Annotated in this window: 8 protein-coding genes; 2 read left to right on the plus strand and 6 right to left on the minus strand. The window is 40.5% G+C overall.

Going from position 1 to position 12,140, the window contains the following annotated elements; all coding sequences use genetic code 11:
* Positions 1-23: 23 nt before the first annotated feature.
* From PSF11_RS05165 to PSF11_RS05190, 6 genes are read right to left on the minus strand one after another with little or no spacing between them, the layout of a single operon-like run.
* Positions 24-1,274 carry a lipase/acyltransferase domain-containing protein gene (locus PSF11_RS05165; RefSeq protein WP_040133245.1) on the minus strand — a complete coding sequence of 417 codons (1,251 nt, stop codon included), beginning with the start codon at positions 1,272-1,274 and terminating at the stop codon, positions 24-26.
* A gap of 1 nt (position 1,275) precedes the next feature.
* The gene (amrS, locus tag PSF11_RS05170; RefSeq protein ID WP_014656168.1) at positions 1,276-2,694 is read right to left on the minus strand and encodes an AmmeMemoRadiSam system radical SAM enzyme; all 1,419 of its coding nucleotides are present in this window, start codon (positions 2,692-2,694) and stop codon (positions 1,276-1,278) included.
* A 12-nt stretch (positions 2,695-2,706) separates the two neighbouring features.
* A complete protein-coding gene (locus tag PSF11_RS05175; RefSeq protein ID WP_060561089.1) occupies positions 2,707-4,938 on the minus strand; it encodes a penicillin acylase family protein in 2,232 nt (743 codons plus the stop codon).
* On the minus strand, positions 4,935-5,966 hold the full coding sequence (locus PSF11_RS05180) for an NAD-dependent epimerase/dehydratase family protein (RefSeq protein ID WP_014656166.1): 1,032 nt from the start codon (positions 5,964-5,966) through the stop codon (positions 4,935-4,937). Before PSF11_RS05180 ends, PSF11_RS05175 begins: the two co-directional genes overlap by 4 nt.
* Positions 5,953-7,044 carry an acyl-CoA reductase gene (locus PSF11_RS05185; RefSeq protein ID WP_014656165.1) on the minus strand — a complete coding sequence of 364 codons (1,092 nt, stop codon included), beginning with the start codon at positions 7,042-7,044 and terminating at the stop codon, positions 5,953-5,955. The genes PSF11_RS05180 and PSF11_RS05185 overlap by 14 nt, the downstream gene beginning before the upstream one ends.
* Complete coding sequence (locus tag PSF11_RS05190) at positions 7,041-8,081, minus strand: LuxE/PaaK family acyltransferase (protein ID WP_004920813.1); 1,041 nt, start codon at positions 8,079-8,081, stop codon at positions 7,041-7,043. Before PSF11_RS05190 ends, PSF11_RS05185 begins: the two co-directional genes overlap by 4 nt.
* A 1,309-nt stretch (positions 8,082-9,390) precedes the next feature.
* Between PSF11_RS05190 and PSF11_RS05195 the strand changes: the two genes are divergently transcribed.
* Entirely contained in the window at positions 9,391-10,695 is a 1,305-nt protein-coding gene (locus tag PSF11_RS05195) for an NAD(P)/FAD-dependent oxidoreductase (protein WP_004920811.1), read from the plus strand.
* A gap of 812 nt (positions 10,696-11,507) precedes the next feature.
* A complete protein-coding gene (gene umoD / locus PSF11_RS05200) occupies positions 11,508-12,116 on the plus strand; it encodes a UmoD family flagellar biogenesis regulator (protein ID WP_004920810.1) in 609 nt (202 codons plus the stop codon).
* Positions 12,117-12,140: the final 24 nt, after the last annotated feature.

Raw genomic sequence — 12,140 nt, forward strand, 5'->3', positions numbered from 1 at the left:
GGGGAGGAGCCACAGGGGCAAGGCTATGCCGCTTTATCTCTATGTAATCGCCTTGTGGTGGCAATATCAAAAGCAAGACTGCGTAAATTCGGCGTATGATTAATCAATGCACGGTGAGTAGATGCTTGGCTGATAAAGACAAAACTTTCCCCCCAAGGCTGTTGATAATTATCACGGACAATAGGCCCACAACGATGTTTAAGTAAGCCTGCAAGTGGTAAATGGTCATCGCCTTTAGCTAACGTCTTATCAGCTAAATGGGCAAAATCTCGTTTTATCTCTTTGGCTTTCAGATACCAGCGATCACGCGCCCAGATTGCAGCGGTTAAAGCGGTATTGTTATCACTCAGATACCAAACCTGTGGAACAGACTGCTCATGAGGGCATACACCAGAAACTGCATGGTTAAATGTTTTCGCACTGTGTAAGTAACTTGCTAGATTATCGCGTACACGTTGGCATTGCTCTGAAACGATGGAGGTTTTGTATGGGCCGATACGTAACCGCTGCCAGCAGTCGGCATCATAGATATCAAACGGTTCAATGGCTTTGCCATGATGATCGATAACGGTTGGATTAGCAGGAAGTAACTGGTAAGCACTCGGGTATCCGGCAATATCATCGGGAGAAAAGCCATAAAAATAGCGACTACCGGCGTAATAGCCAGTTTCCATCATTGACCACGCATGAAACGTTCCTTCCCATGGCGGGCCGAAAGCATACCATTTGGCAATAAGCTGCCGATTCTCTTCACTGGTTTGACGCAACCAGTAGCGTACAGCCAAATTAGATGCCGATTGCGCAATGATAATACATTTTTGTTTGTCACCAAAAAGGGTCTTTATGCGCTTAATCTCGGCATCTAATATTGTAACAAGCTCTCGGTGATCCGCTCGCCAATCATGGGCTAAAAAGAAGAGGTCTTGGCCTTCTCGATAACCTAAACCAACGTGCAAAACATCTTTCAGCTCCTGTGTGACCAATGTTGTGATGAGCTTAGGAACAATCGTGAATTCATGCAGTTGCTCTGTGGCTAAGATATTACAAGGGGTATCGGGAGAAGGAGCCTGATACTCATAATCGCTTTTCGTGAAAACGCCACGATAATCCCCCCAGATAAATGCTTGTTTGGATCTATCAAACAGTTTACTGCCTAAAATACCCGGTAGATAAATAATGGGTAAATTAGGGCTTTTATCATTGAGTTTGGCACGACGTAGCTGCGTGGCGATGGATTGTGCGCGTAGATATGACCATCCACGATTTAACGGCATATTAGCGCCCCTTTAATGGTATAAAAGTTACCGGCACATTTTCACTACCAAGGTGGGTTTTCTCTGCTTCCGTGACAGGAAAATGGGCACGGTCATAAACTTCAAATAGTTGGCAAGGTTCATTTAAATGATGATAGAGGCGAATACCTTCCGCGTTAGGGTTACTTTTAGAAAGCATAAAACGACCGCAGTTATTCATATTGATATCGCTAACAGGAGTGCCGTCTTTTGAGACAAATTGGTAATAAATATCCGATTCATGCTGTTGCTCAATATGGCAGGCTTGAACTGGGCCGCGGAACATGTGGGTAATACAATGTAACCCATCTGGTATGCTCAAGACTGTTTTATCGGTGTTCGCATCTTCCCATGGTAAAATAATTGGAGGATGGAAATGACAACGAGGGCAATAGCCTTTATCCATATAAGGTTCTGCAATGAGTCCACTACGTTTTACTAACAGTGTTTGGCATTCAGGGCAGTAGGTATTGGCGCTTTGCGTATCGAATACATTACCGACATAAACATAACGCATTCCATCATTGAGCGCTTGCAAACGTGCTTGTTCAAGGAGTGGGATAGCGGTGCGCTCGACATGGGTATATTGGTAGTCGGGATGAAAACGTACATAGTGTAGCGGGATTTCAGCATCAAGATGGGTTAGCATCCAATCAGAGACTTTTTTAGCCTCTTCTAATGTGTCATTGCGGCCTGTCACACACAGATTGGAGATTTCTAAATGTGGGTAATTACCTGATTTTCGAGCATCATAAACTTGTTTGATCCCATCAAGGATAGGTTGAAGGCGACCACCGGTGTGTTTGCGATAAAAGCTATCCTGCATTGATTTTAATGAAATACTAAAAATATCCATGACGGTGAGTAATTCATCAATCCCTTTTTCACTGATATAAAATGCGCTTTTATAGAGATTTTTTAAGCCTTTTTCACGTGCCAGTTTCGCGGTATCCATGACAAACTCGTGCCAAACAACCGGATCGTTATAAGTCCAAGAAAGAACACGAATATTGTGTTTTAAGGCATAATTCACCACATCTTCAGGGCGATAATATGCCACATGGCTGTCTTGAACATAGCGGGCTTGACTCGTTGTCCAGTTTTGGCAAAAGTCACAACGCAGCATACAACCAATATTGCCTAAAGAAAGAATGCGTTCACCGGGAGCGTAATGATAAACGGCTTCGGTTTCAATGGACTCTTGTGTCATAGGAACGGATTTGCCGTAGTTAAGCGTCACTAGGCGACCATTTTCATTGCGACGGACTTTACAAGTCCCGACTCGACCTAGGTTAATTTTACAGGCTCGAGGGCATAATTCACATTGAATACGTGAATTAGAAATCGGGTGCCAAAGGCGAGCAGGATGACTAGTTTGCTGCCATTGCTTCAAGATTGCCATTGATCTAAATCCTCACTCATTATTATTTTGCTTATTTGCCAGTCTTGTCGTTTTTCTTTTACCTGCTTGCCAATCGTTAAGTGTTTTCCTTAGTTGCCAAAAAAATGGGGAGCCTTTTGCCGGTGTATTGATTAAATACACACATTCCCCTCGATTTGCTAAATTTGAGATTAGTTTGAATCCAGGACCAAAGGTATAGGGTTTAGTCTTAATAGACTTATTTTTACCCGCTTGGGATTGCGTCAGAAAATCGGCATTTTGTCGTGTGGCATGGACTGTTTCGCGATTACCGCCTTGATAAGGAAAACGACCTGTTAACAGCTTATTGAGCCATATTGGTTTTTTGATGCTGTGTTGAAACTCAACTTGGGGGTGGGCCATTTTTTGGCTAGCGACTAACGCAGTGGCATAACATTCACGGATAAGATCAGGCAAAGCATCGGCTTCATGCTGCCAATCCTCAATATGGTGTTGCAGGATATTGAGAATGCTCCAGCGGCAACTTGGCCAAAAATCGGTATATAGCGTTCTGGAACCTCGTTTGAGTACTTTGCCAAGTAATTTATCGGTTAAATGTTGGAACCATACATCAAGTAAGCGCGAAGCTTGGATATTCTCTGTGTTACCATCCCACTGCGATAACATCTTGTCTTCAGGGACGAAAGGTAATAAAAAATGTTTTGCCTGCTGGGCAAAATAATCTGTTTTATCATCCTGAATAGCGGTCAATGTTTCGGTGGTGTGTTGGTCGGTGTGTTGGATCAACGCCTCGATACGCCGTGAACGGCTAGGGGGATGCCAGCGATTAGATAAAGCCACTTTTCCCGTAAACAGTGACTCACTATATTGATTGGCATAAAGAGTATAGCCTCGTTCAGGATTATGTTCGCAAGGTAATTCATCAAAAGGCACATAACCCAACCACTGGTGCTGTGGCTCTGTTAGGTTTAGTACCAAGCTACCGATTTGTTGATGACGCTTTGGAATATATCCCATGGTTTGCAGACCAATATCCCCATGAATATCAGCATAGCCAACCATCATTGGTGAGTTTTTTACATGCTTAAGGGCATCTCTAAATGAAGGCCAATCTTGGCATTTGGCGAGCTGATAAAAGGTAATGTCACCACTTGGGTCATCTAGTGCAGGCCAACGTAAAAACATACCGTAGCCATTTTTTTCTGACACTAACCGCCCTTGAGCAAAGCTATAAGTTGTGAAACTGTGTGATTTACCATTTTTCAGTTTGATTTCATGGATATTTTTAGTTAAAGGCAGATTCCCTGATGCCGTTTCAACCTGCTCATTTTCAAGGTCGAGCTTACCCCAAAATAAGTCTTGGTTATCCGCCATGATACCAACCATTCCCCATGCAGCATGGTTATTACGACCGACGATAATGCCAGGAGAGCCTGGAAAATGAGAGCCGACGACATTGAGTCCTTCATCACTTTCAAGGCGGCAAAGTAGATTAAAATTAGGATTCACATGCCCCATATGAGGGTCGGTAGCCAATAGCGGTTTTCCTGATTGGGTTAATGACCCACTGATGGCAATGACATTCGAGCCCGTATCGGGTGAAGCTAGCCCTAAATACTGCAATCCTTTTAATCCATCTTTGAGTGCCTTAACCACTTCTTGGTGCCAATCCCCATTTTCATTTAGTGGTAGTGGGGGAATTTGATGGCCTTCATGGCTAAAGGTTGCCAATAACTGTTGATGCTGTTTTGGCGTCAATCGATTTGCTATGCGCGTGTGGAATAGTTCATATTGCCACGCGGAATTAATAAAATATTTCAGTTGTCCTAATAAATAACTGTCTGAGATTGAAAAAATTTCAGGACGATAGTGCAGTAATAAGCACTCGATGGGTAAGACTTTCATTTCACTAAGTGCTTGGTTGATACCGGCAGTATAAGCTTGAATATGTTGATATTGCATAGCCTGCCAAGAGTGAGTTGGTGCGGCACAATCAATGTTTGTCGCACGCTCAGCCAGCTCCACTAATCCTAATCGTCGCTGAAAAACATCGGTACGTAAGGCCCCATTTCCCATAATTTCAGATAAGCGACCACTGGCGACACGGCGGGATAAATCGAGTTGCCATAAACGTAGTTTAGCGGTGCCATAACCTTGACCAAAAAAAACTGCATTATCGCTATTCCCTTTAACGGAAAGTAATTGTGCTGATTCGAGGGATAGAGTGACGTGCCCCCATTGGCATGAGAGATGTTTGGTTTTCATGCTACATCCTTTTTAGCAGATGACAATTGAGTCGCGAGGTGTGATACGTATTCGATAAACTCTTCTTTTGGATAGCCTGCACTCCAACCTAATTGTTGTTGGGCCTTATAGGAAGAATAAGTGTAGGAGCTGCCATCCATTATATGAAGCGCTTCGCAAGATAACGGCATTGTCAGCCCAAGGCTGGCGAGTTTATCCATTAACCAAGCAGGTATTTTCAGTGAAGAAGCCTTTTTGGCAGGTAAAGAAGGTCTGCCACAAAAATGGCTTAGCATCTGAAAAAGTTCGGGCATAGAGAAAGTCTCGCCAGCCAAGATATAGTTTTGGCGAACAATTTCCGGTGATAGTAGTGTGATGAGTCCATCACAAACATGTGACACATGACAAAGTTGAAATGTGCTTGTCGTTGCGATATGAAAAGGGATTTTTCCAAGTAAAAAGGCGTTTACGGTCTGGGCTAATACGCTGTTATCACCTAAACCAAATACCCCACCGCTGATGGCAATATTGATAGGAGCGCCTTGGCATTGCTGTTTTACAACCAATTCGTGTGCAATATGTTTTGTTTCTTCGTAATAACTACGAAAGATGCCATTGTGCCGGTGAGATTCATCAAGTAATGCGCCTTGGGTTTCGCCTAAAGCAGCGGTTGAGCTCATATAAACGATTTTTGAAATATCAGCATCTTGAGCTGCTGCTAACAGGTTTGAGGTGCCGATGACATTAGTTTGATACATATGCTGCCGTGCTTGGCGGGTTGGCGCTAAACCGACACGGTAATCCGCAGCAAGGTGGATCACGGCATCTTGCCCTGCCAATGCTTGTTTTAAGCTTTGAGGTTGCAAAATATCACCAATCACCACGTTCACCTTTTCAGGTAATTTGGGGCGATAGGGAATCACACGATTTTGTGGATTTCGAGATAATACAGTTAAATTATGACCTTGTTCAGCAAGCTTATGCAGCAAATGAGAGCCAATAAACCCAGTTCCACCAGTAATTAATAGGTTGCGGTTATTTATCGCCATTTTCTTCCTTACTGATAAAGTTAACGAGGGCAGATAGCATGAAAAAGCCATCATGCGGCGCATGAATAGGGCGCTGGTGCATGCGACCAATTGGGCAATAACGGGTAAAACTGTATTGTTGTAATGACAAAGAATCTAAATCGCCAAAATAACCAAGGGTCTGTAGGCGCCCAGGCCAAAGTGTTTGCGCTTGTTTTAGGCTATCTTCGATAGGAGCAACGACGAGTTGAAAGCCCTGAGTTAACCATGCTTGAGGGGCAAACTCTGTTTGATAAGTGACTCCCCAGCCTGTTTTTTCACTGTAAACACTCGGCTTATCGGGAGCGGATAGCGAATAAGTGAACCGATGCTCGCGAAATTGCGATATGCCTTGTAAACGTAGGTTGTCAGACAAAATGGGAAGGTGATCAAGTGTGGTTATCAGTTGATGATAAAGCGCTTCTGCCGCTAAGGGGTTATCCAACAAAATGAATCGAGGTGAGCTACAGACTTGTTGGTGAAAAAGGGCGATATCGTACAAAATCAATTCAATTGCAGGAAGTTGCTTGCCAATGATTGCCATGCCACTGATTTTTGGCCCTAGTTCGACCAATTTGATATGTGGCGGTGTGATTTGGCGATAGTGTTGGATTAATGCCTCGCCCCCTGCGAGTAAGACCGTATCGACGCCAGAGAGTATCTGCTGATCATTTTGTAAATGACTTTGCCAATCAATGATTTCACACTCCTCATCATCAAGTGACAGAATGCGTTTAACCTGTTGCAAATAATTGATTGATATGCGGGCTTTCAGGCGAATTTTACTGCCAATAAGGTAAGCGGCACATAGCGCTTCTAGTGTACCTAATGGATCTTTTTCAGAAACAATAATCAGCAAACGCTTCGGTGCATGCCAATATTTTCCACCTAATTCACGATGGATCTTTTGTTCCAATAACTGATTTTCAGTCAGACGCTCCAAACGCGATAAACAAAATTGTTGCGTATTTTCATCTTCCGAAAACGACCAATTAGCTTCACGCAAAGTTGTTAGGCACAGTTTGATTTTATTTACACGCGTTTGTAGTGAGTTTTTCATTTTACTTGTGCCGCACAGGTGCCCTCTGGGGTAGATGCTCGTCCTAGATAGCGCAGGAAGGGTAGCGGTTGACCACAAGCACAATTATTGCCCCAACAGCCCAGATCTTGCGTTAATAAGCGATGTGAAGGTATTGAGGCAAACAGAGGGCTTTCAAGTACAATGAGTCCATTTTTATTTTCTGGTGCATGGCTCCCATCTTCAGCCATGATTGAAAAACGTGAATAAGCAGGGAGATGAAAATGACCTTCAGGACAACTAATGTAGTGAAGAGGATGTTCAGTCATACCATAAATATCGCGAATATCGACGCTAGGCGCTTGTAAAACGTGTTGCAAACCTTGAATAATCTCAGGGCGTTCAAGTTGTTTTGTCATCCCTTTCCAACCACCGCCGGTTAAGCCTTTTATCGGTGATTTCAAGGTAAATGGTTCAGGGCGTTTTAGGCATAAAAATTCAAAAAACAGTGTTAAGCCTAAAATATAGATAGGGGCAGGATCATTAGCCCAGCGTTTGAGTGTAGACCACGCTAACTCACTATCAAATTGACCTTGCTCTGACACAGTAAAAACAAGCTCTTGTATTGGGGCACATTGGGTGAACTTTAAAAAGGCAGTGGCATAACCTGCATGCTCACCTGTGGCGGGATCAGGAGATAACATTAAAAAGCGAGAAGGTGTGGTTGAAATCAAATGATTATGCAAAAAAATTTGCACCATAGCCGTTTCAATACGTTTTAAACTGAGATTGTCAAAGAAAACGCGTGTTTTCCCATGTTGCCCAGTACCTGAACTATTTAACCATATACCATCAAGCTGGGTATTTGTCGCCAAATCCATGGTTTTAAACAAATTAATAGGGATCAGAGGGTTGGCTTCTGTTTCCCATAACTTTGCATAATTAACATTACGGTTTAAATGCCAGGTATCAGCTTGTTTCATTGCGGCTGAAAATAACGCATCATCAATACTTTCTGGCGCATAGGGTTGCGGGTTATTGATAAGTAAATCAATAGGATTGCTTGTGTTCTCAGACATTTTTTTCACTTATATCAGAATGCTTAGTTATTATTAAGTTTTATTATATGGCCTAACTAAAGGTAAATATTCTGAATCAAGCGTTGCAGTTATCACTTTAGGAGAATTTTAAGTTTGAAAAGTTATCATGAAAGCCGTTTTGTTAGTGGTATTTATAGCGGATTGGGGAAATATTAATCGTTGGTAAATAGAAAGTGTCACTTAATTTAGTTGTGTTATTGATTTATTTAAGTGATCAAGCAGTATAAAAAGTTAATGGGGATGACATAGCGTGCTTTTAAGTGCGAAGAGGTAAAGTGATATCTCTTCGCTACAATGTCTCACTTATCGTTTTTTTGCTTTTTATAGGCGATAAATGCTTTATATAAAGGGATTAAACATAGCAATAAAGTTGCATATTTAATGACGGTGATCGTCATATGTAACATCCAAATATTGAGGTTTTCCAAGAAGGTTGGATTTAGGCGAATGAGTAAGATGAGTAGCAAACTAAACAGTAGAGTAACGATGTAGGTGATGACAAGTGAAAATGAAAAAAGAATAAATAAATCAATTCGTTGAATATTATTTTGTTTTTTATATTTAAATAAATTAACACAAAACTCCCAGCGTTTGTTCCGTCTCGCCACTTCATTAATAACGATCACGTATAATGAAAGAAATATTATCGTTATTTTAGTTATTAAAAAATAACCACTGGACAGCTCAAAAGGCAAAGAGGAAAAGACAAGATAGAGTGTAACAAGATGATAGATACAAATAATGCTCGATACAATGCTAGTAATGATTTGATATAAAATAAATTTCATTAATTATGCCTTTCAACAAGAACGATGTCGTTTACCGCCGAAATGATAAAAACCGAGAGATTTATCAGAGAAGCTAGCCAAAAATAGCCAAATGATGATCTCTAATATGGGTTGTTTTCTCTACAAAATTTACACTATCCCGCTTTTTTTGTAAGCCCTTAGTGAACAATAAGCTGTCATGGCCCCCTTAAGTGCACATATATTGACTACCAATAATAACTGATTCTCATTATCAAATAGATTGGAAATTGGCTCAAATATTGATTAATATCAATCTATGCAAGCTGACTCGTTTCATTTTGCTAACGAATCACACTTTTTTGTGATCGCTGTCATATTAATCAATTAATTTGATATACATCAATATTTGGTATGACCAAATGACCAAGCATGTTATCCTCAACAAACTTTTGGTCTTATAAGTGGTGATTAATGTTATTTAAGTTTTTTATTTCGAATAAGGCTTAAATAACATTAATTTATTTTGTAATGAGGGAAATATGGCCTTTTCTCAACCAAAAATTGTGATTGTCGGTGGTGGTGCTGGCGGCTTAGAGCTAGCAACACGACTAGGTCGTAAATTAGGGCGTAAAAAACGTGCAGAAATCACTTTAGTGGATCGTAATCCAAGTCATTTATGGAAACCTCTGTTACATGAAGTAGCAACAGGCTCTTTAGATGATGGTGTGGATGCCTTGAGCTATCTTGCCCATGCTCGCCACAACGCATTTAACTTCCAATTAGGCTCTTTGACACAAATCGATCGTGACAATAAAAAGATCATTTTGGGTGAATTACGGGATAAAAACGCGGAGTTATTGGTTCCTGAGCGTGAAATTGATTATGACATTTTAGTCATGGCACTAGGTAGTACTTCAAATGATTTTGGTACGCCGGGTGTTAAAGAGCATTGTATTTTCTTAGATAATCCGCAACAAGCCCATCGATTCCACGATGAAATGCTTAATCTATTTTTACGTTATTCTGTTCGCGACAATGCAGAAGAGAAAGTGAATATTGCGATTGTTGGAGCTGGAGCTACAGGTGTTGAGTTGTCGGCTGAGTTGTATAACGCGGTAGAGCAGCTAACCAGTTATGGATTTAAAGGATTAGATACTGACGCGTTAAATGTGACATTAGTCGAAGCCGGTGAACGTATTCTGCCTGCATTACCACCACGTATTTCTGCGGCAGCACATCAAGAGTTAAATAAGTTAGGCGTAAAAGTGCTAACTAAAACGATGGTGACCAGCGCTGATGACGATGGCTTGAATACAAAAGAGGGTGAGAAAATTCGTGCTGACTTAATGGTATGGGCAGCCGGTATCAAGGCACCTGATTTTATGAAAGAGATTGCGGGGTTAGAAACGAATCGTATCAATCAGTTGGTCGTTAAGTCGACATTACAGACAACCCGCGATGATACCATTTTTGCGATTGGTGACTGTGCCTCATGCGCTAAGCCTGACGGTGGTTTTGTGCCACCTAGAGCGCAATCTGCACACCAAATGGCGAGCCGCTGTTATGATAATATTTTGGCGATGATAAAAGATAAGCCACTAAAAGATTATATCTATAAAGACCATGGCTCTTTAGTCTCTTTATCGCGTTTTAGTACCGTGGGTAGCTTAATGGGTAACTTGATGCGTGGGGATATGATGGTGGAAGGGCGTATTGCACGTTTTGTGTATATCTCATTGTATCGAATGCACCAAATTGCGCTTCATGGCTATGTGAAAACAGGGTTAATGATGTTAGTCGGAAGTATTAACCGCATTATTCGTCCGAAATTAAAACTTCACTAACGTTTTAGTCAGTCGCAATAAATAGGAAAAATCCTCGTTTTTCATTAAACGGGGATTTTTTTATAAGTATTTTTAAATATAAACTTTAATCAATTGATTGATTATTTATGAATAAACTATTTTGAGCGAACCCCAACGATTAAATACATTATAGGAGGTACAACTATAAAGATGGCTGATATGAAGCGGCATTAATTAAATATGCCATTTTAATTAAATTCCGGATTAGCTTATAAGCTAATATACTTATTATTGGCAGTTGCTACCTTCTATTATGTGGAATTTTTGTTTTATATAAAGTTATAAAAGTATCCGTTGAGTCATGCGAGTATCAACCTCATAGTGTCACCTAAAACCGCTCTCAATGGGCGTTGCCGCTAGGTAAATAGAAATGGGGTGAAATCATGTTAAAGCGGTAGGCAAGAAAAGGTAATATAAAAAATGCTAGTCATGTTCTCTGATGAAAATTAAAAAGGTCGTTTGCATTCATTGAATGAGAAATAAAAAAATAAAGGGGAAAATTGATAGAAATTAATAAAAAGACATCTTCGTGTTATTACTTAAAATAAGTGTAAAAAAGACTTTTTTATAATTATAATTACCAAAAATTGATCGTAATCAATATGTGAAAATAGATTAAAATTTAATTTATTGACTTAACAACCAACAGGAGTAAGTTAAATTTTTATTGACTTGTTCTTGATTAAGAAAACTCTAAATCTTTTGATTGTTTTGCCAGTAACTATCGAATTATTAAAGCGAAAAGTTACAATGGGACTATTCACTAACATTGTCATTAATAAGGGCAGCCTATGAAGCTAACATATAAGGTGTTATTAGCAGCAATAGTTATTTGCCTTATTATTATTGTATCAATAACTTCGCTGCGTTTCTCCAAGGATGAAAGTCGGTTGGCGACGGTAATTTCGATAGAGCCAATAAAATCGCATCGGCTGATTGAACAGGAGAATTGTTCAGTTATGGGGATATTTGATGGATTTAATCAGGAATATCTATCGCGCTATCACCCAGCTCAAAGTGAATGTAAGATGGTATTTATGATTGAGGCACTCCAAAAGGACTCCTTATCATCACTACTTGAACGTGACAATCGTAAATGCATAGTAACAGAAAAAGTAGAACAAATTATTGTGGGTTATGATGTGGTATACCGTATTGGTAATACCCTAGGCAAAGTACGCACCGTTTATGATCCAGGGCTATTTATCCCCCTTGATGAAAATGGGCGATTAGATTTAAGTACCTCTAGTAGTCAACTTTGTAAAGCGGCACGTAACCAGACTGATGCATTAGTGCCGTTTTATTGCGTCAAACTTGATGAAGCTAGCCGAAACTCGCTGAATATGAATAATGCCGTAGAGATTTATGCGGGAAAAAACACCTACGCTTATTTTGAATAAAAATGAGCGGAAAAGCCCCAGTAA

This window comes from Providencia sp. PROV119, from assembly GCF_028482435.1.
Taxonomy (GTDB): domain Bacteria; phylum Pseudomonadota; class Gammaproteobacteria; order Enterobacterales; family Enterobacteriaceae; genus Providencia; species Providencia stuartii.

Excerpts from the sequence above, each read along its gene's own strand:
- PSF11_RS05165 (WP_040133245.1), bottom strand. The coding sequence starts at position 1,274 with ATGCCGTTAAATCGTGGATGGTCATATCTACGCGCACAATCCATCGCC.
- amrS (WP_014656168.1), bottom strand. The coding sequence starts at position 2,694 with ATGGCAATCTTGAAGCAATGGCAGCAAACTAGTCATCCTGCTCGCCTT.
- PSF11_RS05175 (WP_060561089.1), bottom strand. The coding sequence starts at position 4,938 with ATGAAAACCAAACATCTCTCATGCCAATGGGGGCACGTCACTCTATCC.
- PSF11_RS05180 (WP_014656166.1), bottom strand. The coding sequence starts at position 5,966 with ATGGCGATAAATAACCGCAACCTATTAATTACTGGTGGAACTGGGTTT.
- PSF11_RS05185 (WP_014656165.1), bottom strand. The coding sequence starts at position 7,044 with ATGAAAAACTCACTACAAACGCGTGTAAATAAAATCAAACTGTGCCTA.
- PSF11_RS05190 (WP_004920813.1), bottom strand. The coding sequence starts at position 8,081 with ATGTCTGAGAACACAAGCAATCCTATTGATTTACTTATCAATAACCCG.
- PSF11_RS05195 (WP_004920811.1), top strand. The coding sequence starts at position 9,391 with ATGGCCTTTTCTCAACCAAAAATTGTGATTGTCGGTGGTGGTGCTGGC.
- umoD (WP_004920810.1), top strand. The coding sequence starts at position 11,508 with ATGAAGCTAACATATAAGGTGTTATTAGCAGCAATAGTTATTTGCCTT.